The organism is Mycolicibacterium setense, from assembly GCF_000805385.1.
GTDB lineage: Bacteria > Actinomycetota > Actinomycetes > Mycobacteriales > Mycobacteriaceae > Mycobacterium > Mycobacterium setense.
Genome location: NZ_JTJW01000008.1, coordinates 95,974 through 117,955, shown reverse-complemented (window position 1 = coordinate 117,955; position 21,982 = coordinate 95,974). Strand labels below are relative to the sequence as shown.

Annotated in this window: 21 protein-coding genes; 11 read left to right on the top strand and 10 right to left on the bottom strand. The window is 68.3% G+C overall.

Annotated features, from left to right (window positions below):
• Window positions 1-21: 21 nt before the first annotated feature.
• The 4 genes from tatA (at window position 22) to QQ25_RS18885 (ending at window position 4,992) form a co-directional block, all read left to right on the top strand.
• A complete protein-coding gene (gene tatA, locus QQ25_RS18900) occupies window positions 22-273 on the top strand; it encodes a Sec-independent protein translocase subunit TatA (protein ID WP_039321411.1) in 252 nt (83 codons plus the stop codon).
• Between the two features lie 75 nt (window positions 274-348).
• Window positions 349-1,305 carry a twin-arginine translocase subunit TatC gene (tatC, locus tag QQ25_RS18895; RefSeq protein WP_039380436.1) on the top strand — a complete coding sequence of 319 codons (957 nt, stop codon included), beginning with the start codon at window positions 349-351 and terminating at the stop codon, window positions 1,303-1,305.
• Window positions 1,295-4,156 (top strand): DEAD/DEAH box helicase, encoded by a 2,862-nt coding sequence (locus QQ25_RS18890; RefSeq protein WP_039380434.1) that lies wholly within the window; start codon window positions 1,295-1,297, stop codon window positions 4,154-4,156. The genes tatC and QQ25_RS18890 overlap by 11 nt, the downstream gene beginning before the upstream one ends.
• A gap of 38 nt (window positions 4,157-4,194) precedes the next feature.
• On the top strand, window positions 4,195-4,992 hold the full coding sequence (locus QQ25_RS18885; protein ID WP_039380432.1) for a DUF4333 domain-containing protein: 798 nt from the start codon (window positions 4,195-4,197) through the stop codon (window positions 4,990-4,992).
• A gap of 36 nt (window positions 4,993-5,028) precedes the next feature.
• Here QQ25_RS18885 and QQ25_RS18880 read toward each other — a convergent pair whose 3' ends face one another.
• A complete protein-coding gene (locus tag QQ25_RS18880; protein WP_039380430.1) occupies window positions 5,029-6,012 on the bottom strand; it encodes a 5'-3' exonuclease in 984 nt (327 codons plus the stop codon).
• A complete protein-coding gene (locus tag QQ25_RS18875; protein WP_039380427.1) occupies window positions 6,009-6,884 on the bottom strand; it encodes a hypothetical protein in 876 nt (291 codons plus the stop codon). The genes QQ25_RS18880 and QQ25_RS18875 overlap by 4 nt, the downstream gene beginning before the upstream one ends.
• A 52-nt stretch (window positions 6,885-6,936) precedes the next feature.
• On the opposite strand from QQ25_RS18875, the gene QQ25_RS18870 reads away from it, so the two are divergent.
• Window positions 6,937-8,064 carry a M24 family metallopeptidase gene (locus QQ25_RS18870; RefSeq protein WP_039380425.1) on the top strand — a complete coding sequence of 376 codons (1,128 nt, stop codon included), beginning with the start codon at window positions 6,937-6,939 and terminating at the stop codon, window positions 8,062-8,064.
• A gap of 6 nt (window positions 8,065-8,070) precedes the next feature.
• On the opposite strand, the gene QQ25_RS18865 is transcribed toward QQ25_RS18870, so the two are convergent.
• Window positions 8,071-8,604, bottom strand: a complete 534-nt coding sequence (locus QQ25_RS18865; protein WP_157847832.1) for a TetR/AcrR family transcriptional regulator — start codon at window positions 8,602-8,604, stop codon at window positions 8,071-8,073.
• A gap of 171 nt (window positions 8,605-8,775) precedes the next feature.
• On the opposite strand from QQ25_RS18865, the gene QQ25_RS18860 reads away from it, so the two are divergent.
• Both QQ25_RS18860 and QQ25_RS18855 read left to right on the top strand, forming a co-directional pair.
• A complete protein-coding gene (locus tag QQ25_RS18860) occupies window positions 8,776-10,302 on the top strand; it encodes an LVIVD repeat-containing protein (protein WP_052235917.1) in 1,527 nt (508 codons plus the stop codon).
• Entirely contained in the window at window positions 10,299-10,916 is a 618-nt protein-coding gene (locus tag QQ25_RS18855; protein ID WP_039380421.1) for a DUF305 domain-containing protein, read from the top strand. Before QQ25_RS18860 ends, QQ25_RS18855 begins: the two co-directional genes overlap by 4 nt.
• A gap of 24 nt (window positions 10,917-10,940) precedes the next feature.
• Here QQ25_RS18855 and QQ25_RS18850 read toward each other — a convergent pair whose 3' ends face one another.
• The gene (locus tag QQ25_RS18850) at window positions 10,941-11,366 is read right to left on the bottom strand and encodes a F420-dependent biliverdin reductase (RefSeq protein WP_039321395.1); all 426 of its coding nucleotides are present in this window, start codon (window positions 11,364-11,366) and stop codon (window positions 10,941-10,943) included.
• Between the two features lie 35 nt (window positions 11,367-11,401).
• Between QQ25_RS18850 and QQ25_RS18845 the strand changes: the two genes are divergently transcribed.
• From QQ25_RS18845 to QQ25_RS18830, 4 genes are all read left to right on the top strand, one after another.
• The gene (locus QQ25_RS18845) at window positions 11,402-12,160 is read left to right on the top strand and encodes a decaprenylphospho-beta-D-erythro-pentofuranosid-2-ulose 2-reductase (protein WP_039380419.1); all 759 of its coding nucleotides are present in this window, start codon (window positions 11,402-11,404) and stop codon (window positions 12,158-12,160) included.
• A gap of 64 nt (window positions 12,161-12,224) precedes the next feature.
• Window positions 12,225-13,412 (top strand): precorrin-6y C5,15-methyltransferase (decarboxylating) subunit CbiE, encoded by a 1,188-nt coding sequence (gene cbiE, locus QQ25_RS18840; protein WP_101906052.1) that lies wholly within the window; start codon window positions 12,225-12,227, stop codon window positions 13,410-13,412.
• Window positions 13,409-14,164: a precorrin-4 C(11)-methyltransferase gene (cobM, locus tag QQ25_RS18835; protein WP_039380416.1), complete on the top strand. Its 756-nt coding sequence runs from the start codon at window positions 13,409-13,411 to the stop codon at window positions 14,162-14,164. Before cbiE ends, cobM begins: the two co-directional genes overlap by 4 nt.
• Window positions 14,164-14,889, top strand: a complete 726-nt coding sequence (locus QQ25_RS18830; protein WP_039380414.1) for a cobalt-precorrin-6A reductase — start codon at window positions 14,164-14,166, stop codon at window positions 14,887-14,889. The genes cobM and QQ25_RS18830 overlap by 1 nt, the downstream gene beginning before the upstream one ends.
• 3 nt (window positions 14,890-14,892) lie before the next feature.
• Here QQ25_RS18830 and QQ25_RS18825 read toward each other — a convergent pair whose 3' ends face one another.
• The 6 genes from QQ25_RS18825 to cobG form a co-directional block, all read right to left on the bottom strand.
• Window positions 14,893-15,966, bottom strand: a complete 1,074-nt coding sequence (locus QQ25_RS18825; RefSeq protein ID WP_039380411.1) for a phosphotransferase family protein — start codon at window positions 15,964-15,966, stop codon at window positions 14,893-14,895.
• Window positions 15,963-16,595, bottom strand: a complete 633-nt coding sequence (locus tag QQ25_RS18820; RefSeq protein WP_039321383.1) for a TetR/AcrR family transcriptional regulator — start codon at window positions 16,593-16,595, stop codon at window positions 15,963-15,965. The genes QQ25_RS18825 and QQ25_RS18820 overlap by 4 nt, the downstream gene beginning before the upstream one ends.
• An 86-nt stretch (window positions 16,596-16,681) precedes the next feature.
• Complete coding sequence (locus tag QQ25_RS18815) at window positions 16,682-18,556, bottom strand: hypothetical protein (RefSeq protein WP_039380408.1); 1,875 nt, start codon at window positions 18,554-18,556, stop codon at window positions 16,682-16,684.
• A gap of 53 nt (window positions 18,557-18,609) precedes the next feature.
• The gene (locus tag QQ25_RS18810) at window positions 18,610-20,142 is read right to left on the bottom strand and encodes a precorrin-2 C(20)-methyltransferase (RefSeq protein WP_039380406.1); all 1,533 of its coding nucleotides are present in this window, start codon (window positions 20,140-20,142) and stop codon (window positions 18,610-18,612) included.
• On the bottom strand, window positions 20,139-20,765 hold the full coding sequence (locus QQ25_RS18805; protein ID WP_039321377.1) for a precorrin-8X methylmutase: 627 nt from the start codon (window positions 20,763-20,765) through the stop codon (window positions 20,139-20,141). Before QQ25_RS18805 ends, QQ25_RS18810 begins: the two co-directional genes overlap by 4 nt.
• A gap of 9 nt (window positions 20,766-20,774) precedes the next feature.
• Window positions 20,775-21,947 carry a precorrin-3B synthase gene (gene cobG, locus QQ25_RS18800; protein WP_052235976.1) on the bottom strand — a complete coding sequence of 391 codons (1,173 nt, stop codon included), beginning with the start codon at window positions 21,945-21,947 and terminating at the stop codon, window positions 20,775-20,777.
• Window positions 21,948-21,982: the final 35 nt, after the last annotated feature.

Here is a 21,982-nt window from a genome sequence, read left to right as displayed (position 1 = left end):
GGACGTCTGGAGGTAACCAAATTGGGTGGTCTACAACCCTGGCACTGGATCATTGTCATCGCGGTGTTCGTGCTGCTTTTCGGCGCCAAGAAGCTGCCGGATGCGGCGCGGTCGCTCGGCAAGTCGATGCGCATCTTCAAGTCGGAGATCAAGGAGATGCAGTCGGATTCCGGGGCCTCCCCGGCGGCTGACACCCCGCCGGCCAAGCCGATTGCCTCCGAACGGGTCGACGCTCCGGCGCCCGAGCAGTCCCCGGACCGCCACACGGCCTGACCGGTCCGGCAACGATCGCGGCCATCGCCCCGCGGTGCCGCTTCGCGTCTACGACCAGGCCTGTAGAACACGCCAGTGACCTCCGGATTCATCAAAAAGCTCGATCCTCGCCGTCGTCGTTCGCGGGTCAACCCCGACGGGACGATGTCGCTCGTCGACCACCTCCACGAACTTCGCACCCGGCTGCTGATTGCCGTCGCCGCAGTTGTGGTTACGACGATCTTCGGGTTCCTCTGGTACACCCACGGCATATTCGGCTTCCACAGCCTCGGTGAATGGCTGCGCGGTCCGTACTGCGCGCTGCCCGCGTCCGCGCGCGCCGAGATCACCCCCGACGGTGGTTGCCGTCTGCTCGCGACGGCGCCCTTCGATCAGTTCATGTTGCGACTGAAGGTGGCGCTGGCCGCCGGCATCGTGCTGGCCTGCCCGGTGTGGCTGTATCAGCTGTGGGCGTTCATCACGCCCGGCCTGTACAAGAAGGAACGCCGGTTCGCGATGGCGTTCGTGGGCATCGGTGCGGTGCTGTTCATCGCCGGTGCGGTGCTGGCCTATGTGGTGCTGGCGACCGCGCTCGGTTTCCTGCTGACCGTGGGCAGCGATGTCCAGGTGACAGCGCTGTCCGGTGACAAGTACTTCGGCTTCCTGATCAACCTGCTGCTGGTGTTCGGCATCAGTTTCGAATTCCCGCTGCTGATCATCATGCTCAACCTGATCGGCATGCTCACCTACGAGCGGCTCAAGGCGTGGCGGCGCGGATTGATCTTCGGGTTGTTCGTGTTCGCGGCGTTCGCCACACCCGGCTCGGATCCGTTCACGATGCTGGCACTGGCCTGCGCGCTGACCGTGCTGCTGGAATTCGCCATCCAGATCGCCAGACTCAACGACAGACGCAAGGCCCGTCGGGAAGCGCTTGAGGTGCCCGAGGACGAGGCCGCGCCGATACCGACAGTGGAACCGGTTCCGAGACCGGAACCGGTGGCAGAGCGGCATTCGGGGTCGGCGGGAATCGGCATCGACGAAGATGCCACCTGACATCGATTCCCCAAACGGTGGTGAGCTGACCAAGTTCACCACCGAATATCCGTTCGCTCTCGACGATTTTCAGCTCCGCGGCTGCCGCGCCCTCGAACGCGGGCACGGCGTGCTGGTGTGCGCACCAACGGGGGCCGGCAAGACGGTGGTCGGCGAGTTCGCCGTGCACCTGGCGCTGGCGGTGGGCGGCAAATGCTTCTACACCACGCCGATCAAGGCCCTGAGCAACCAGAAACACAACGATCTGGTGGCCCGCTACGGCGCGGACAAGATCGGATTGCTCACCGGTGATCAGTCCATCAACGGTGACGCCGACATCGTGGTGATGACCACTGAAGTGCTGCGCAACATGCTGTATGCGAATTCGCCTGCACTGCAAGGGCTTTCCTACGTCGTCATGGACGAGGTGCATTTCCTGGCCGACCGGATGCGCGGTGCGGTGTGGGAGGAGGTGATCCTGCACCTGCCCGAGGAGGTGCTGCTGGTCAGCCTGTCCGCGACGGTCAGCAACGCCGAGGAGTTCGGTGGCTGGATCCAGACCGTCCGGGGCGACACCACCGTCGTCGTCGACGAACACCGGCCGGTCCCGCTGTCGCAGCACATGCTTGTCGGCAGGCGGCTGTTCGACCTGTTCGAGCACAGCGGAAGCGCGGGCGGAGCCGCCCCCGCATCGACCTCGGCCTTGGTGGACCCGGATCTGTTGCGCCACATCAACCATCGGCGTGAGGCCGACCGGCTGGCGGACTGGCAGCCACGCGGGCGTGGCCGCGGCGGCGGCCGTCCCCAGCTGTACCGGCCGCCCAGCCGGCCCGACGTGATCGCCACGCTGGACGGCGCGGGACTGCTACCCGCGATCACGTTCGTGTTCTCCCGCGCCGGATGCGACGCGGCAGTCCAGCAGTGCCTACGCGCACCGCTGCGGCTGACCACCGACGAGGAACGCGGCCGGATCGCGGCGATCGTGGACCGCCGCTGCGCCGACCTGGCCGAATCCGACCTCATCGTGCTCGATTACCACCAGTGGCGCGAAGGCCTGCTGCGCGGCCTGGCCGCTCACCACGCCGGCATGCTGCCGGTCTTCCGGCACACCGTGGAGGAACTGTTCACCGCCGGGTTGGTCAAGGCGGTGTTCGCCACCGAGACGCTGGCCCTCGGCATCAACATGCCGGCCCGCACCGTGGTCCTCGAACGGCTGGTGAAGTTCAACGGCGAGCAGCATGTTCCGTTGACGCCGGGGGAGTACACCCAGCTGACCGGCCGGGCCGGGCGCCGCGGCATCGATGTCGAAGGCCATGCCGTGGTGCTGTGGCGGCCCGACGACAGCAACGCCGAACCCGCCGAGGTCGCCGGTCTGGCCTCGACCCGCACCTTCCCGCTGCGCAGCTCGTTCGCGCCGAGCTACAACATGACCATCAACCTGGTGCAGCAGATGGGGCCCGAGCAGGCGCACAAACTGCTGGAGCGCTCGTTCGCCCAGTACCAGGCCGACCGATCGGTGGTCGGCCTGGTGCGCGGCATCGCGCGCGGAGAACGGATGCTGGCGGAGTTGGCGGCCGAACTCGGCACTGACGAGCGCTCGCGCGAGGAGCCATTCGGCGCTGACGAGCGCTTGCGCGAGGAGTCATCCGGTACCGACGACGCGCCCATCCTCGACTACGTCCGGCTGCGGACCAAGATCGGTGAACGTGAACGCGCGCAGTCGAGGGCGTCGCGACTGCAACGGCGCCGGGCCGCCACCGATGCGCTGGCCGAGTTGCGGCGCGGCGACATCATCACCATCACCCACGGGCGCCGTGGTGGGCTTGCGGTGGTGCTGGAGCCCGCAGAACGCGACAGCGACGACCCGCGTCCGCTGGTGTTGACCGAACATCGTTGGGCCGGCCGCATTTCGTCGGCGGACTACTCGGGTGCATCGGCGCCGCTGGGTGCGATGACGCTGCCCAAGCGGGTCGAGCACCGGCAGCCGCGTGTGCGCCGGGACCTGGCGTCGGCGTTGCGCTCGGCCGCGGCCGACCTGTCGTTGCCCTCGGTGCGGTCGAGCCGGCGCGCCCCGGCGCCCGAACGTGACGTCGATCCCGAATTGGCCGGGCTGCGTGACCAACTGCGGCACCACCCGGCGCATCAACTCCCGGACCGCGAGGCCAAGGCCAGGATCGCCGAACGCTATCTGCGCATCGAACGGGAGAACGCCCAGATCCAGCAGAAGGTGAATGCGGCGACGAACTCGCTGGCCCGCACCTTCGACAGGATCGTGGCACTGCTCAGTGAGCGCGGCTTCATCGAAGACGACACCCAGCCCGAGCGCGCCCCGGATCTCAAGGTCACCGATGCCGGCCGGCTGTTGGCCCGCATCTACAGCGAGAGTGATCTGCTGGTGGCCGAATGTCTGCGCGCGGGGCTGTGGGACGGTTTGCAGCCCGCGGAACTGGCCGGCGTGCTCTCGGCCGTGCTGTTCGAATCGCGCGGGGACACCGCCGGCGGCGCGGTGGGCATCGACATTCCCACCGCCGGCCTGCGCCGGGCATTGGCCCAGACCCGGCGGTTGTCGGCGGATCTGCGTGGCGACGAGCAGCGGCACCGGCTGGCGCCGAGCCGCGAACCCGACGAGGGATTCGTCACCGCCGTCTACCGATGGGCCACCACCGGTGATCTGGCGGCCGCACTCGCGGCCTCCGATGTCGGGAGTACGGGTTCAGCACTGTCGGCGGGCGATTTCGTCCGGTGGTGCCGCCAGGTGCTCGATTTGCTCGACCAGGTGCGCAATGCCGCTCCAACGCCTGCCCTGCGCAATACCGCGAAACGCGCCGTCAACGACGTTCGGCGCGGTGTTGTTGCTGTTGATGCAGGGTAGTGTGTGGCAGGCGATACCGAACAGGATCAAGGAGAACCATGAGCGGACCGCAGGGATCTGACCAGGGACAGCAGTGGCCCGGTCAGCAGCCTGAGCCCGGGGGGGACCAGGCGCCGGGTGCTGAAGCGTGGCAGCCGCCGACCCCCGCTTCCGACGACCCCACGGCCCACGCTCCGGCCTGGCAGCCGCCGGCATATACGCCGCAGCAGTACCCGCCGTACCAGCAGCCTTCTCAAGGCGTCCAGCAGCCGGATTACTCGCAGCCGCAACAGCCGCAGTACCCCGGCCCGGAGCAGTACGGTCAGCAGGCCTACCCGCCTCCCGGCCAGCCGCCGCAGTACGGGCAGCAGGTGCCGGGTTACGGGCAACAGCCCCAGTACGGGCAGCCGGGCCAGGCCCCGCAGTACGGTCAGCCGGGACCGTATGGTCAGCCGGGCCAGTACGGCGCACCGGGCCAGTTCGGCCAGTACGGTGTGCCCGGTGCCGAGGCGAGCTCCAAGCGTTCGCTGGCGACCATCGGCGGGATCGTCGGCGGCCTCGTGGTGCTCTTGCTGGCAGTGCTCGCCGTCACGGCGTTCTGGCTGCCCGGATGGGCGATGACGACCAAGCTCGACATCGACAAGGCCCAGAGCGGCGTCGAGCAGATCCTGACCGACAAGACCAACGGCTATGGCGCCACCAAGGTCACCGGCGTCAAGTGCAACGACGGTGAGAACCCGACGGTCAAGAAGGATTCGACCTTCGACTGTGAAGTCACCATCGACGGCACCAAGCGCAAGGTGACAGTGACGTTCAAGGACGACAAGGGCACCTACGAGGTCGGTCGGCCCAAGTAGTCGGGCCGCCGCTGGTCGGCTCGCGGAGGTTCGAGGTCAGCCGGGCAGTCGGTCGAGGGCCGACTGCAATCGGCTGATCGAGGACGTCACCCCGTACGCCGCCGCCAGTTCGGCGACCCGGGCGGGGTCGCCGGCCACCAGCGGCAGCTCGTCTGTCGCCGTGGTCATGGTCACCGCGGCGTCGGTGGCCACGCGCACCACCGGTTCGGCCGCCGCCAGATAGTCGGCCGCGGCCAGCAACTTGGCCCGATGTGCTTTGGACAGTGAGGATTTCGGGTCCTCGATGGCGGCCTTGATGCCCTGGAGTGAGCCGAATCGGGCCAGCAACGCCGCGGCCGTCTTCTCGCCGATCCCGGCGACGCCGGGCAGCCCATCAGAGGGATCACCGCGCAGCAGAGCCAGTTCCGCATACGCCGGCCCGGCGCGGTCAATGGGCACCCCGTACAGGTCTGCGACTTCCTCCGGGCCGAACTTCGTCGCCTTGGCCAGCCCCCGACCGATGTAGAGCACGCGCACGCCTGCGCCGGGCTCGTCGCGCACCAGTTGGAGCAGGTCCCGGTCTCCGCTGACCACCACGACGGGATCCCGCTGTTCACGTGTCGCCAGCGTGCCGAGCACGTCGTCGGCTTCGAATCCGGGGGCACCGGCCATGGCGATGCCGAAGGCGTCGAGCAATTCGATGATCATGTCGACCTGCGGGGTGAGGTCGTCGGGAACCTCTTCGACGTAGAGGGTTCCATCAGGAGGCGGCCGCAGCCCGATGTCGGCCTCCGGCCGAGCGACCCGGTGCGCCTTGTACGACGGCACCAGATCGACCCGCCACTGTGGCCGCCAGTCGTCGTCGCGGCACACCACGAGCCGGCGCGGCCGCTCCCGGGTGACCAGCGTGGCGATCGAATCCAGAAAACCGCGCACCGCATTCACGGGCCGGCCGTCGGGCGCCTTGATCGACGACGGCACACCGAAATACGACCGGAACCACATGCTGGCGCCGTCGAGCAGCAGAACCGGGTCGCTCACTGGATCCTCCCGAAAACATATGAGGCCGCGGTGACGGCTTTGCCGCCGGCACCCTCGTCATGCAGGGTGGCCCTGACAGCTACGCTGCCTGCGCCCTTGCCCTGACTGCTGGACAGTACCTGGGTGTCGACCCGGAACGGGCCCGCCTTGCCGCGCGCCAGGAACATCACGTGAGACGAAAGCCCTTGCAGCGCATCGCTATTTGCGGCAGCGGCCGCTACATCCATCGCGGCCGTCTCCAGGATCACGAACTGCGGGCCGATGTGGAGGGCGGCATCCGGTGAGGCGACCTCGACGGCCAGCTCCGGAAGTGCCCAGTGCCCGGCCCAAGGTCCGCTGTCACGCTTGGCGCCACCGAACACCTGCCACAGCGGCGGCAGGTCCGGCCCGTCGACGATGTCGATCGGGTCGACGGGCATCTTGTCCAGGCCCTCCGGTGGTGTGCCGATCGAGATGCCCTGCCCCTCGGTCAATGCGATGACCCGGTCCGGATTGTCGGCGTCGACGATGACCGAGCGGCTGTAGGCCAGTTGCCTGCCCTGTTTGAGTACCTCGGTATCGACCCGGATGCGGGCCACGTCCACGGCCGGGTCCAGTACCTGACAAGAATGGATGACCGGGTTGGGCACCGCCTCCAGATCGCTCACGCCGCCGCTGTCGGGGGAGGAGATGCCCAGTACCGCAAGCAGCAATCCGCCCGCAGGGTTACGCATGTCGCGACGCAACGTGACCGTGTCGTCGACCGGGCCCAGGTCCATCGAGGCATACGAGCGCCCGAGGTAGCGATAACTAAGCAGGCCGCCCCAGCGCCTGCGCAGCTCAGCGGCGTACGCCTCGGGATCGTCGGTGAGATCACGGATGTCACGCAACATTCCAGCGACAGTAGCCGGTGGCGTCGGTGAGGTACGGACTAGCCTCGACGCCATGAGCGTCAGCCGATTCAGCACCGATGTCTACGCCCAACGGCTTTCCGCGGCGGCATCCGCCGCGGCGGATGCAGGATTGACCGGTCTGGTCATCACCCCGGGCTATGACCTGCGGTATCTGGTCGGCTCGCGGGCGCAGACCTTCGAGCGGCTGACGGCGCTGGTGCTCCCAGCCTCGGGGGATCCGACGATCGTGGTGCCGCGCCTGGAATTGGCGGCGCTGCGCGAGTCGGCGGTCACCGAACTCGGTGTGACGGTTCGCGATTGGGTGGACGGCCAGAACCCGTATCAGATGGTCGCCGATGCGCTCGGCGGCCCGGGCAGTGCTGTGGCGGTCACGGATTCCATGCCGGCCCTGCATCTGCTGCCGCTGGCCGATCTGCTCGGCGTAGTGCCGGTCCTGGCTACCGATGTGCTGCGCCGGCTGCGGATGATCAAGGATCCCGCCGAGATCGACGCGCTGCGCAAGGCGGGTGCGGCGATCGACCGCGTGCACGCCCGGGTGCCCGAGTTCCTGGTGCCTGGCCGGACCGAGGCCGACGTGGCCGCTGACATCGCCGAAGCCATTGTCGCCGAAGGGCATTCAGAGGTGGCCTTCATCATCGTCGGCTCCGGCCCCAACGGTGCGGACCCACATCACGAATGCTCCGACCGTGAGTTGAGCGCCGGTGACATCGTCGTCGTCGACATCGGAGGCCCGTACGAGCCCGGCTACAACTCCGACTCCACCCGCACCTACAGCATCGGTGAGCCGGATCCGGAGGTGGCGCGCCGTTACGCGGTGTTGCAGCGCGCCCAGCAGGCCGCCGTGGCGGCCGTGCGCCCCGGCGTGACCGCTGAGCAGATCGACGCGGCGGCGCGCGACGTGCTGGCGGCCGAGGGGCTGACCGAGGCATTCGTGCACCGCACCGGCCACGGCATCGGGCTGTCGGTGCACGAGGAGCCCTACATCGTGGCCGGCAACGATCTGCCTCTGGAGGTCGGGATGGCATTCAGCGTCGAGCCCGGGGTGTACTTCCCGGGGCACTGGGGTGCCCGGATCGAGGACATCGTCGTGGTCACCGAGGACGGCGCGGTGTCGGTCAACAACCAGCCGCACGACCTGGTCGTGGTCCCGGTGAGCTAGGCAGCGCTAACGCGCCAGCAGGTGGCGTATCAGCTGGTCCAGATGGTGGGCATCGGTGATGACGGGGCTGCCGTGGATGAAGCTGGTCATGATGCCGCTGATGAAGGTGAGGACCACGACGGCACTTTCCTCGATCTGTGCGGCCGGCACGGTGGGATCGTCGTACCAGCGGGCGATGACTTCGCGAGCGCGACTGTAGAACTGGGCGCCGTAGGTCGACACGATGGCCGCCAGGTCAGGGTCCCGGTGGGCATGCAGGATCAGCTCGAAGCGCGCCCGGGTGCGGGTCAGGTAGGGCTCGGTACCTGAGAGCATCACCAGCCGCGCGAGGCCCAAGGTGCCGGCGTATTGGCGCTCGAATCGATCGCTGCGCTCGTCCATCATCGACAGGTCGCCGAGGTCGAGCTCGGTCAGACGTTCCGCGACGCCGTGCAGCAGGAGTTTGCGGGTACGGAAGTAATACGACGTCGTTCCTGCCGGCAAACCTGCCTGCTTGTCCACCCTGGGATGGGTGAGCCCCCGTGCGCCTTCGGTACTCAACAGCTCGATGGCGGCGTCGGCCAGGTCGGCGCGCCGCTTGGTCGGGTTGTACTTACGAGGTGCGCTGATGGCGTAATCCTAACCTCCAGCTACCAGCCGACCGACGGATGAGCGGAGCGAATTCCTCTCTGAGTATTCCTCTAATTCCTTAGAGGATGTTAGGTTGCGGCGATGGGGGACAACGACGGGTCCTGTATGCGCTGGGCCGCGGTCTGCGCCACTCTGCTGACGGTCCTCATCTGCGCCGCCTCGCCGGCCTGGGCAGGCCTTCCCCCGGGTTTCGACCCGAACAACGACATCTGGTCAACCGCGGTGGCGACGGCGTCCTGCCGCCCGGGCGATCGTGTCGAGACCGGTCTGCAGGGTGAGGTGCCCGTCGGAGATCGTGACTCCCGACGCAGCACACTCGGTTACAACTGCAACATCGACCTGGTGGGCCAGTACCAGGGACCCGGTGCCGGTTGGACCAGCGCGTCGTACAAGAACTGCGTCTACATCGGATCGACCTTCCCGCACACCGACGGGGTTCAGGTGCTCGATGTCTCCGATCCGGCCCATCCCCGCCCCACAGTGATGCTCGATCAACCGGCCATGGTCAACGGCACGTGGGAATCGTTGAAGGTCAACGAAACCCGCGGTCTACTGGCGGGCACCGGGGTGCCGTTTCTGTTCGGGCTCGGATACATCTCCATCTACGACGTCGCGACTGACTGCGCTCACCCCCGGCTGCTCAACGAGGGCCGCGGATCACTGCCCGGGGTACGGATTCCGATGCTCACCCACGAAGGCGGGTTCTCACCCGACGGCAACACCTATTGGGCCTCCGGCCAGATTTGGGCCAGCGCCGTCGATGTCTCCGATCCGGCCGACCCCACCGTGGTGTGGAGTGCGCCTGCGGGTTTCGCCAGCCACGGCATGGACTTCACCCCCGACGGCGACACCATGTTCATGTCCACCGCCGCAGGTTTGAACGTGCTGGACACCACCGCCGTACAGGACCGGGCAGCCCCGGGTACGACCATGCACCAACTGCTGCCCAGCCGCGGGTACAAACACTGGCACGACGGTTTGATCAGCCAACACAGCATCTACGTCACCTACGGCGCAGTGCCGCACCTGTTCAACGTCGACGAGTTCGGGTCCGGCGGCGTCAAACTCTTCGATGCCTCCGATTTCGCCGATCTGAAGCTGCGCACCACCGTCAAACTCGACATCAACCTGCCGCAGAATCTCGACCGATGGGCCGCCAGTGCCTCCAGCAGCGGAGCCTTCGGTTACGAATCCCACTACTGCACCGTCGATCGCAGGCAAGACCCCCAAGCGTTGGCGTGTGGGTGGGCGCAATCCGGGATCCGGGTGTTCGACGTGCGCGATCCGGACAACATGCGTGAAATCGCCTACTTCAACCCGCCCGCCCAGACCGGCAAGAACGACCAACTGCCGAACTCCCAGCATGTGCGCTTCGGCGGCATCGTGGTGCCGCCGGCCAGCAGCGCCATCGCCGTGGCCCACGCCATCCTCAGCGGTCAGATCAACGGGGATGACATCGTCCGCGACGGGCGGATCATCGGCCTCGACCTCTCGGCGGACTGGTGCATGTCCCCACCGGAATTCCGGGGCAACCTGCTCTACGTAACCTGCTCGGACAACGGCTTCATGACACTGCGCCTCGACCCGTCGGTATACCCGCCGCGATGACGATGAAAGGCCGCCGCGTTTTGCGTGCCGTCGCCACGGCGGTCATCGCCGCCGCGCTCGGCGCCGCCCTGTGTGCCGCGGTGATCGACCGCGACCACCCCCGCCCCCAAGTCCTTTCGGCGCTGGAAATCGGATTCGCCCAAGACATGACCGCACACCACCAACAGGCGGTCACGATGGCCGACATGCTGGCTGCTGACGCTTCACCAGAGGTCACAGCGCTCGCCGAACAGATCCGCTTCACCCAGCTCGTCGAGATCGGACAGATGACCGGCTGGCTTCAACTGGCCGGAGCCGCCCCATCGTCGACCCAGCCGATGACTTGGATGACGGACCACGGCAGCGCCCACCACGATCACGCGGTGGCAATGCCCGGCACGGCCACACCCGACGAACTCGCCCGCCTGCAGCGCAGCACCGGCCCCGACAACGAGACGCAATTCCTGACGCTGATGACACGCCATCATCAGGGCGGAATCGCCATGGCCAGCTACGCATTTCAGCGCACCGGCAACGACACCGTTCGCCGGGCCGCGAGCATCATGGTCACCGAGCAGACCGAAGAGATCCAGCTCATGACATTGATGCTGGACGGGCATCGCGGCGTCCGGTGAGGCGGTGCCGACGGATGGGCCGGGCTAACCCTCGCTGCGGTCGAGGAGTTCGGCGGAGCCCAGCACGCGTTCGATGTGCACCTCGATGACCACGCGACGCGGATTCACCCGCGGCGTGCGGTAGCGCTGGGCGTAGCGCAGCTCGGCATCGCGAACCGCATCGGCCTCGCTGCGCACCGTGGACTTTCCCTCCAACGACAACCAACGGGCGCCGTCGACCTGGCTGAGCACGGCGATCCCGCGCTCGTGCGCGTTGACTGCCTTCTGCGAGCCGCCGTTGGTGATGACCCGGGCGATGTGCGTCTTGGGATCGAACGTGAAACCCACCGCCACGACGTGCGGTGAGTTGTCCGAGCGCAGTGTGGTCAGCATTGCCAGATGCCGCTCGGTCAGGAACGCCAGCGCCTCGCTGGTGAGCCTGGTGGTTGCCTTGCCACGAGATGTAGCCATCGGGGTCCACGCTAGCGCAGGACATAATCGCTGCCATGGATGACACGGCTGGCACGGATCCCCGTGTCGTGGTGATTTTCGGGGGCCGCAGCGAGATCGGTGTCGAACTCGCGGTGCGGCTCGCGGCCGGGGCGGTAGTCGTGCTGGCCGCACGTCGCGCCGACCAACTCGACGAGCAGGTCGCGGCGGTGCGGGCAGCCGGGGCCGCCGCGGTGCACACGTGCGAGTTCGACGCCGACGACGTCGCCGCCCACACCGGTGTCGTCGAGGCGATCGAAACCGCCCATGGACCGATCGGCACCGCGGTACTGGCATTCGGGGTGCTGGGGGACCAGGACCGGGCCGAGGCCGATCCGGCTCATGCCGCGGCCGTCGTGCACACCGACTACGTCGCCCAGGTCAGCCTGCTCACGGTGCTGGCGCGGCGCATGCGGGCGGCGGGCCGGGGCCGCCTTGTGGTGTTCTCCTCGATCGCCGGAGCCCGGGCCCGCCGCGCCAACTATGTCTACGGGTCGGCCAAGGCCGGCCTCGACTCGTTCGCCTCCGGCCTGACCGACGCCCTGCACGGAACCGGCGTGCAACTGCTGATCGTCCGGCCCGGATTCGTGATCGGCCGGATGACCGAGGGCATGGAGCCTGCGCCGTTCTCGAGCACGCCGGCTCAGGTGGCCGACGCCACCGCCAAGGCGCTGGCCCGGGGCAAGCGTGCGGTATGGGTGCCGTGGGTGATCCGACCGATGATCTTTGTGACGCGGTTTGTGCCGCGGCCGATCTGGCGCAGGTTGCCGCGGTGATGAGCGCTTGCGCGAAGAACAGAGGGCAGATGAGCCGCTTGCGCGAAGAGAGAAGACCCCGCTAGTGGCCGGGACGATCACGGTGGTCGGCATCGGAGCCGACGGGATGGCGGGGTTGTCGCAGACCTCGCGGGACGAGTTGGCGAGCGCCACCGTGGTGTACGGGTCGTCGCGCCAGCTCGAACTGCTCGACGACAGCGTGACCTCGGACCGGCGCGAGTGGCCGTCGCCGATGCTGCCGGCCCTGCCGGCGCTGTTCGATGAGCTGCACGGTGATGTGCATGTGGTGGCCAGCGGCGATCCGCTGTTGCACGGGATCGGCGCGACGCTGATCCGGTTGTTCGGCACGCAGCGGGTGCGGGTTCTGCCGCACGTGTCGAGTGTGACGCTGGCGTGCGCACGGATGGGCTGGACGGTGGCCGACACCGAGGTGATCAGCCTGGTCACCGCCGCGCCGCACACCGCGGTGCGCCGGGGCGGCCGGGCGATCGTGCTGTCCCGCGACGCGCAGACGCCGGTGACGCTGGCTCGGCTGCTCAGCGAATCCGGCCGGGGTGATTCGGAATTGACCGTGCTGGAGCAGCTGGGCGGGCCGGGGGAGCGCCGCCACGATGGCACCGCGCGGGACTGGGCCACGGCCGGCCCGGTCGATGTCGACGATCTCAACGTGGTGGCGGTGGCCTACCGGCCCGATGATCGCCGGGCCCAGGCCCTGCCCGACGAGATGTTCGCCAACGACGGGCAGCTCACCAAGCAGTCCATCCGCGCGGTCACCCTGGCGGTGCTGGGTCCGCGGCCTGGGGAACTGTTGTGGGATGTCGGTTCGGGTTCGGGCAGTATCGCGATCGAATGGTCGCGCAGCGCACCGGGCTGCGCGGCGGTGGCATTCGAACGTGACGCGCAGCGTCGCGACCGGATCTCGGGCAACGTGACGGCGTTCGGGGTGCGGGTGGAGGTGCGCGGCGGCGCCCCCGAGTCACTCGACGGTGCGCCCGTGCCCGACGTCATCTTCATCGGTGGCGGCGTCACGCAGCCGGGATTGCTGCAGGCGTGCTTCGAACGCCTGCTCTCGGGTGGGCGGCTGGTGGTCAACGCGGTCACGCTGGAATCAGAAGCGGTTGTGGCGCAATGGTATTCGAAGGAAGGCGGCGAGTTGCGGCGTTATCAGCACTACCAGGGCGGTGCGATCGGCGGATTCACCGGCTGGCGTCCCGCGCTGCCGGTCACCCAGTGGGCGGTGGTCAAGCGATGACGGTGTACTTCATCGGCGCCGGACCGGGCGCTGCCGATCTCATCACCGTGCGCGGCGCGCGACTGCTCGGCAGCTGCCCGGTATGTCTGTACGCCGGCTCGATCATGCCCGACGACCTGTTGGCGTTGTGCCCATCGGACGCGAGGGTGGTCGACACCGGGCCACTGAACCTGGACCAGATCATCGACGAGCTGGTGGCTGCGGACAGGGCAGGCCTGGATGTGGCACGGCTGCATTCCGGTGATCCGTCGATCTACAGTGCGCTGGCCGAACAGTGCCGCAGGCTGGATGAGCTCGGCGTCCGCTACGAGATCGTCCCCGGCGTACCGGCATTCGCTGCCGTGGCCGCCGCGCTGGGCCGCGAGCTCACCGTGCCGGGCGTGGCGCAGACCGTCACCCTGAGCCGGGTGGCCACCCTGTCCACCGCGATGCCGGAGGGCGAGGACCTGCGCACCTTGTCGGCGCCGGGAGCGACGTTGGTGCTGCACCTGGCCGCGGCGCAGATCGACAACATCGTGCCGCAGCTCATCGATGGCGGCTACCGCCCCGAAACCCCCTGCGCCGTGGTGGCATTCGCCAGCTGGCCGCAGGAGATCGTGTTGCGTGGCACGCTGGCCGACATCGCCGCGAAGATGCATGCTGCTGCGGTCACCAAAACCGCGGTGATCGTTGTCGGTGACGTGCTTGCCGCCGAGGGGTTTTCCGACAGCTACCTGTACTCGTCGGATCGGCGACGCGGAGCCACCCACTGATGAAAGTCCTGCTGCTCGGCGGCACGGGGGAGGCCCGTGCCCTCGCCGCACGCCTGCACCCCGAGGTCGAGGTGATCAGCTCGCTGGCCGGGCGGGTGCCGGATCCAGCGCTACCGGTCGGTCCGGTCCGCATCGGCGGGTTCGGCGGTGTTGACGGTATGCGGCAATGGCTGATCGACGAACGCGTCGATGCGGTGGTCGACGCGACCCATCCGTTCGCGGCCACCATCACCGCCCACGCGGCGCAGGTGTGCGCCGAACTTCAGCTGCCCCATCTGGTGCTGGCCCGGCCGGCCTGGGCTCCGGGAACCGCGATCGTGGTGGGCTCCGACCGGGAAGCGGCCGAAACCGTGGCTGGGAAGGGCTATTCGCGAATATTTCTGACCACCGGACGGTCCGGGACAGCGGCCTTCAAAACGGTCGACGCCTGGTTCCTGATCCGGGCTGTCACCGCGCCCGACCCCGACACCCTCCCCGCCGATCATCAGTTGCTGCTGTCGCGCGGTCCGTATGACTACGACGGAGAGTTGGCGCTGCTGCGCGAGCACCGCATCGATGCGCTGGTGACCAAGAACAGCGGTGGTGCGATGACCGAGCCCAAGCTACGCGCGGCCGAGACCGCCGGCGTGCCGGTGGTGATGGTGGACCGCCCGCCACTGCCGCAGGGAGTGCACCCGGTGGCCACGGTCGAGGAGGCGGCTGCCTGGGTTCGCGGAGGAGCCTGAGGATCAGGCGCTGATCAGCTCGAGTGTGTCGAGGTCCCGGATCGCCTGGCAGCCGCGCTGGGCCATCACCACCATCATGTCGTCGCCACGCTCGGTCGAATTGGCGAACGCGGTTCCCAGAACCGTGATCAGCGGCGCCTGCAGCATGCCCAAACGGTAATCCTGCCAACAGGTTTCGCGGTCATATGCGGTGACGCCGTGGGACAGCAGCCGCTCGTGGTAGGCGGTGACGAGATCGGCCTCGGCGGAGGCTCGGACAGCGGGGTCCAGGCTGGTCGCGGTGAAGTACGACAGGTCGCGGGCCGGCAGGCCGGAGCCGAGTGTCTGCCAGTCCACCACGGTGATCCGCGTGCGGTCGGGATCGAACAGCATGTTGTCCAGCCGGTAGTCGCCGTGGAGGATGGCGAACCGGTCGGGCTCGGCCAGCAGCCACGGGGTGACCACCGACATCGCCGCGGTCATGGTGGCCCGGTCTTCGGCGCTGAGCCGGTCGCCGAGTTTGTCCAGGGTGATGTCGGCCGCCATCTTGGCGACGTCGCCGAATCCCTTGGCCGAGTCGGGTTCCGGCTTGGGCATCGCGATACCGGGGAAGTTGGCCCATTGCGGGTCGGCCCAGGTCGGCCCATGCAGATCGGCAAGGGCCAGCACGGCCAGGGTAGCTTCGTCCGGTGAGCACCCGGCGATCTGATCACCCTGTTCGGCCGGTGCCATGTCGGCCAGCAGGAGCACGAAATCGGTTCCCTCACCGGCGATTTCACAATGATGGCAGCGTGGGACCGGGATCTGGACGTGATCGGCCACGTTGGTGTAGAAGGCGTGTTCTGAGCGATAGCCGATGGCGACGCGGTCACGCACGGTTTCGTCCTGTGAGGGCAGCTTGACCGCGAACGTGGCCGGCAGGCCGGCGTCGTCGCGGTAGGTGACCGACACTCGGTAGGTCGCCCCGGTCTGACCCGTTCCGATCGGTGCGGTCTGCACCGAATCCACCTCGGCGCCGAGCACGCCCGACAACCATGCGGCGGTCACCTCGGCGGGCCGGCTCGGAATGGACTTGGGTAGCGACCCTGCCGCGGTCACTGTACTTTCCCGAAAATCGAGCCCATCCACATTGCCTCCGCACCTTCCAGCAGTTGTTGTCTCGACAGTGGCCCACCGACGATGAACCGTTCCAGCAGTCGATCGTTGAATTCCATGAGCAGGTTCGCCAGCACGACGGGGTCGACGCCGTCGGGAGCGCGGCCGGCGGTGCGCTCGGCCGTGATCACCGCTGAGACGGTGGGGACAAAGGACTCACGCGCGTCGTCCCACAGCTCGCGCACCGCTGAGCTGGATCCGCGGGCCTCCAACATGGCCTGCATCAGATAGCGGTGATCCTCGGCGGACTGCAGCACAGCCTCGAGGGTGTCGTGGACACGGTCACGGGGCGGCCGGCTGGTGTCGGCAAGGATCTTGTTGGCGGCGAACAACGCGTCGTGCATCGGCTCGAGCAACGCGGCCACAGCGGCGGCCTTGTTCTCGAAATAGAAGTAGAAGGCCGAGCGGCCCAGCCCGGCCTGCCGGGCCACTTCGGCGATGTTGAGCGCATCGAAGCCGGTCAGCTTCAGGTGTTCGTCGAGTGCCTCAAGGATGGCTGCGCGTCGCTGGTCGCTGCGTTGCGGTTGACGGCGGTCGACCGGCGACCGTACGCCTGCGCCGTGCTGTGTCACGGGGCTCCCATCTCCAGGACGTGACGCTGGACACTAATCGCGATTCTGACAGCCGTCAATGATCGTCGACTCAAGTCAGATCGCTCCTAGACTGCGCCGATGAGCCGCTGCAACTCGTCGGAGGCGGCCGTGCGGTCGGCGTCGGCGTCCGCGCGGAGCCCATGGACCTGCGCGTCGAGTTCGTTGATGCGGTCCTGAAGCTGCTCGAGCTGCTCGACCTGGCGGCGCCGCAGGTCACCCTCGGCGCCGTCGGTGCCGAGGACGGTCAGCTGTTCGGCGATCCGGCCCTGCGCGGCGTAATGCTCGCCGCGGTCGGCTTCGACGCGTTCGCGCTCGGCATCGAGACGGTCGGCGTGCTCCCAGCGCTGCAGCACATGGGAGAGCTCATCGATGGTGGAGGCATCCAGCGACCGGCCGGCCAGCCACTGCTCCAGCTGACGCGAAGACAGCTCCCGGTAGGCGATCTCGGTGTAGGTCGGCCAGGTCTCCGCGACCGCCGCCTCGACGGTCTGGTGCCCGGGTACCGACACCCGGATCCGGTGCCAACTCCCGTCCTCCTCGGTGTCGGCGACGCCGTTCAGCGGGGCGATCCGGTGTCCCTGGAACCGGCGGAGCTCGAAGATGACGTCGACGGCGTCGTCGTGGTCGTTCTCGACGCGCAGCGTGTGGCGTCGTTCGACGCGCTGCTCCTCGACCACGGCGTCGTCGGCCAGACGCACCCGGGCCGTCACCGTGCGGGTGTCGCTCGTACTGCGGCACCGCACGGAAAGATCTTTTGCGAACGGCAGGCGGACTTTCGCGTCCCTCGCGGTGAAGGGGACCATGGCCTCCCCGGCGTAGGCGTCCTGCCCGTGGCCGTCCCGTTCGTAGATGACAGCCGGCCCGTCCTCGAGCACCACACCGGTGGTGTTGCTGAACTCCAGCACGATGTCGGGGGCGGGTGGGCCGTCCCGCCACACCAGCTCGCGTCGGACACCGTCGACCGGGGACACCGCCAACGGGACCATGGCGGCGCCGCCGCGCTTCAGCGACACCGGAGCCGTCAACCGGTATTCGAAATACTCACCGCTCTCGGCGGTCTCGACATCGGACACCGAGTCCTCGTAGTCGGCGAAAGCGCCATCTGTGTCCATCATCGCGGCCGGCGCGGGCATGACGCCATATCGTGCCGCCTTGGCCATGGTCACCCGTTCGGGTTCCTCGACCACGGCCCGCCGCACCGTCCTGCCGTGATACAGATCGATGTCGAACGAAATCGGTTGTCCCGTAGTCAATGTCAGCGCGACATCGGTGAGGTCCTCGTCGATCGGATTGTGCACGATGCCCATGGCCGCCAATACCAATGAGTCACCGTCACGAACCAACCGGTACGACACCCGCCACATGGGCGCCGGGACGATGTAGGACACGCGTGCCTGCTCGGCGCTTCCCCGCGTCTGCACGGTCACCCGGCAGTCCTGGCCGGCGGTCGCGGCCCTGGACCGGTCGATCAGGTACGCCAGGTCGGCACGGGAGTGGTCTTCGATCAGATCCATCTGATCGGCTTCGGCGAGGTCGACGAGGCTCACGGCACCGGCCTCGGTACGTAGAACCAGCAGTCGACGGTTCTCGCCGGAGTCGTCGACCCCGATGACCTCCCCGCGATGATGTCGATCGCCGCAGCGGATCTCGACAACGCGGCCACGCAGAGCCTCGATGAGTCCGGTCAGTGCGCCGCCCGGTTCCAGCAGCAGGTTGCGGTCGGCCAATTCCGTGCGTGGGTCGGTCGGGCTGTCGAACGCGACCGTACCCACCGACGCCTGCCCACTGGTGATCTCGACCGTCAGGGACTTGAGCACGTCCTTCATGTCGTCCCGGCGGAACGTCAACTCGAAGTCACCGTCGACGGCCCCGGTGCGGCTGACGGAAGCCACTCCGTGCTTGTACATGACGAGTCGGTCCACACGAGGGGGTGTGCTCATAGGGGCGACCCTAGCGGCACCGCGAAATCTGGTGGCGCAGTCCGGCGGACAGCTCAGCCCGGGTAGTGCCGCGGGGTGAAGACCCGGTCCTCGGTGCTGTCGCCGGCGGCCGAACCGGCGTACCACTGCGTCTGCGACGAGCCGATGATCAGCATGGTGCGCATGTCAACCTGGGCCGGGTCCAGATCGGCCAGCCGGACCACGGTGACCCGCTCGCCCGGTCCGGGCTGCGCACCCGAGACCGCCCGCGCGACGACCACCGGCGTACTCGGATCCCGGTACTCGAGCAGCAGTTCGCGCATGGCGCCCACTTGCCAGGTCCGGGTCGCCGACGCTGGGTTGTAGATCGCCAGCGCCAGATCGGCCTTGGCCGCGGCAGTGAGTCGCTCGGCGATCACGTCCCACGGCTTGAGCCGGTCCGACAGTGAGATCACCGCATAGTCGTGCCCGAGCGGGGCGCCCACCCGGCTGGCGACCGCCTGCGCCGCCGTCATCGCCGGGATCACCCGTACCTCGACGCCGGGCCACTGCTTGGCCTCTTCGAGCACGGCGGTGGCCATCGCGAACACGCCGGGATCGCCGGAGGACACCACGGCCACCGTCCGGCCTTCCTGGGCCAGCTTGCAGGCCAGCTGTGCGCGGGCCGGTTCGTCGGTGTTGTCGCTGGGGTGATGGTGCTGCCCGGCGCGGGCTCCGACACGATCGAGGTATGGGCCGTAGCCGATCAGGTCGGTGGCGGCGGCCAGCTCGCGGCGGCTCTGGGGAGTCATCCAATCCGAGTCGCCCGGCCCGAGGCCGACGACCACCACACTGCCGTTCGACGCGGTGGACCGCGACCGGCCGGGGACCATCGCCAGGGAGAAGTAGGGCACCTTGACGTCGGCGCCGGAGTCACCGGCCGCTTCGCCGACGTCGCGAGCCGGCGACACCCGCTGCCGGTCGGTGCTGGCCCGCTCGACGTAATACGCCTCGTCCAGCCGTCCGGTCGACTCCAGGGCTTCCCGCACCCGGCTGTAAGAGCGGCCCAACTTGAGCACGACCGCTGCGTCGGTGTCGGCCAGGCGGCGCTCCAGTTCGGCGACGGGCAGCGTGCCGGGCAGGATGGTCAGCACGTCGTCGCCCTGCACCAGCGGGGTGCCCGTGGCGGCCGAGGCCGCGCTCACCGACGTGACCCCGGGAACGATGACGGCATCGAACCGCTCGGTCAACCGGGTGTGCATGTGCATGTACGAGCTGTAGAACAGTGGATCGCCCTCGGCCAGCAGGGCCACATCGCGGCCCGCGTCCAAGTGCGCGGCGATGCGCTCGGCGGCCGCGGCGTAGAAGTCCTCCATCGCGCCGACGTAACCGCCGGGATGCTCCGTGGTTTCCGTGGTGACGGGGTAGACCAGGTGTTCCTCGAGCTGGCCTTCACGCAGATAGGGCTCGGCGATACCGCGGGCGATGCTGCGACCGTGCTTGGCGCTGTGATAGGCCACCACGTCGGCTGAACCGATCAGCCGGGCCGCCTTGACGGTGACCAGCTCCGGGTCACCGGGGCCCAGACCGACGCCGTAGAGGGTGCCTTTTGTCGTCTCGGTGCTCACTCGCGCTCACTCGCAATCGCATTGACGGCGGCAGCGGCCATCGCGCTGCCCCCGCGCCGGCCGGTCACCACCAGATAGGACATGCCCCGCGGGCGCTCGATCAGTTCGTCCTTGGACTGTGCCGAGCCGACGAATCCGACCGGTCCGCCCAGCACGGCCGCGGGGACGGGGGCGCCTTCGTCGAGCAGTTCCAGCAGCCGGAACAGCGCCGTCGGCGCGTTGCCGATCGCCACCACCGCGCCGCCGAGCCGGTCGGCCCACAGGTCGACCGCTGCCGCCGAGCGGGTGAATCCCAGCTTCGCCGCCAACTCCGGAGCGCGGGGATCGGCCACCAGCGAGACGACCTCGTTGTCGGCGGGCAACCGTGACCGGGTGATCCCGGCCGCGACCATCGAGGAGTCGCACAACACCGGGGCTCCCGCGGCGAGCGCGACATGCGCCCTGGTCACGACGTCGTCGGTGTAGGAGACGTGATCGGCGACATCCACCTGGCCGCAGGTGTGGATGAGCCGGACGACCACCCGTGCCACATCGTCGGGGAAGCGCGACAGGTTCGCCTCGGCGCGGATCGTCGCGAACGACTGCCGGTAGATCTCGGCGGCGTCACGGATGTAGTCGAGCACGCGAACACCCTACGGGGGCGGCAAACCTATCTGCTCCTCGCGTGCGCTGCTGTCCTTTTGCTCCTCGCGTGCGCGGGCGGACGGCCGGTACCCGTCCGCGGTGGCGATCAGTACCTCCCCGACGGGCGGGCTGCCGCAGGCTCGCTCACAGCCCACGAAATGGCGGTGGACTTCAGACGGGTCGTCCACCGCTCGGGTGGCGTCGGCACGCACATCGGCGGCCGATTTGGCGCATCCGGGGCTGCCGGTGCAGGCGCTGATGCCCAGCCACGGTGAATTCTCGTCGAACACCAGACCGAGCGGCGCCAGCACGCGTAAGGCCGTGTCTGCTGTGCCCTCGGGGACATCGCACACCAGCAGCGAGCGCCACGGGGTGATCACCAGCGGGGTCTCGATCGCGGCGAGGAAGTGCGCCGCCCGGGCCTGCAGGATCCCCAGCGGCAGCGCGGCGCCGAGGGCGACCCGGGAGTCCCGCTGCTCGATCCAGCCGACCGGCGGCTTCATGGTCGGTGGCCAGGTGGCTCCGGCGGGGGCGCTGACGGCCAGGCCATCCAGCAGGCGAGTGTGGTCGGCGAGTTCGGTTATCCGCCAAGACTTTCCACGGATTTCGACGAATCGCCTGGCTATCTGGGTCAAGGTCTGCACCACATCAGCGGCGTCCAGCCGCACCCCGGTGTCACGTCCGGCCAGCAACAGCGCCCAGGTGCCGTCATCGAGAGCATGCACCCCGGCATCGGCGTCGATCCCGGATACGTCGCCCCGGCCGTCGTCCAGGCTGAACCAGAACCTGCCGGGTAACCCGGCCAGCGCCGGATCGGCCTGGATGGCGCGGTCCAGCTCGGTGACCAACGGGCGGATATCGACGACGCCGCCGGCGCGCCCGGACAACGGCGAGGCCACGATGTTGCGGGCCCGCTCATGTGTCGCCGACGGCAGCAGGCCCGCCTCGGCGAGCGCCGAGGCGGCTGCGCCGGTATCGGTCACCGCTCGGATCTGGATGTTGCCTCGAGACGTCAGTTCCATTGCGGGAGAACCGAACTGCTCCGCCGCTTCGGCCAGCGCCGTCATCTGGGCCGCGGTGATCACCCCGCCGGGCAACCGGATCCGCACCAGGGCGCCGTCGGCGGCCTGGTGCGCCGTCAGTGCACCGGGGCAGGCGTCCTGGTCGCGGGTCCTGGGCATATCGATCGCCATCTTACTTTCGACCTGTGCTGTGA

Bases quoted from the DNA above. Each gene is read 5' to 3' on its own strand.
- QQ25_RS18885 (WP_039380432.1), top strand. From the start codon at position 4,195: ATGAGCGGACCGCAGGGATCTGACCAGGGACAGCAGTGGCCCGGTCAG.
- QQ25_RS18850 (WP_039321395.1), bottom strand. From the start codon at position 11,366: ATGGCTACATCTCGTGGCAAGGCAACCACCAGGCTCACCAGCGAGGCG.
- QQ25_RS18870 (WP_039380425.1), top strand. From the start codon at position 6,937: ATGAGCGTCAGCCGATTCAGCACCGATGTCTACGCCCAACGGCTTTCC.
- cobG (WP_052235976.1), bottom strand. From the start codon at position 21,947: ATGCCCAGGACCCGCGACCAGGACGCCTGCCCCGGTGCACTGACGGCG.
- cobM (WP_039380416.1), top strand. From the start codon at position 13,409: ATGACGGTGTACTTCATCGGCGCCGGACCGGGCGCTGCCGATCTCATC.
- QQ25_RS18875 (WP_039380427.1), bottom strand. From the start codon at position 6,884: ATGTTGCGTGACATCCGTGATCTCACCGACGATCCCGAGGCGTACGCC.
- QQ25_RS18845 (WP_039380419.1), top strand. From the start codon at position 11,402: ATGGATGACACGGCTGGCACGGATCCCCGTGTCGTGGTGATTTTCGGG.
- QQ25_RS18855 (WP_039380421.1), top strand. From the start codon at position 10,299: ATGACGATGAAAGGCCGCCGCGTTTTGCGTGCCGTCGCCACGGCGGTC.
- QQ25_RS18860 (WP_052235917.1), top strand. From the start codon at position 8,776: ATGGGGGACAACGACGGGTCCTGTATGCGCTGGGCCGCGGTCTGCGCC.
- QQ25_RS18815 (WP_039380408.1), bottom strand. From the start codon at position 18,556: ATGAGCACACCCCCTCGTGTGGACCGACTCGTCATGTACAAGCACGGA.
- QQ25_RS18890 (WP_039380434.1), top strand. From the start codon at position 1,295: ATGCCACCTGACATCGATTCCCCAAACGGTGGTGAGCTGACCAAGTTC.
- QQ25_RS18830 (WP_039380414.1), top strand. From the start codon at position 14,164: ATGAAAGTCCTGCTGCTCGGCGGCACGGGGGAGGCCCGTGCCCTCGCC.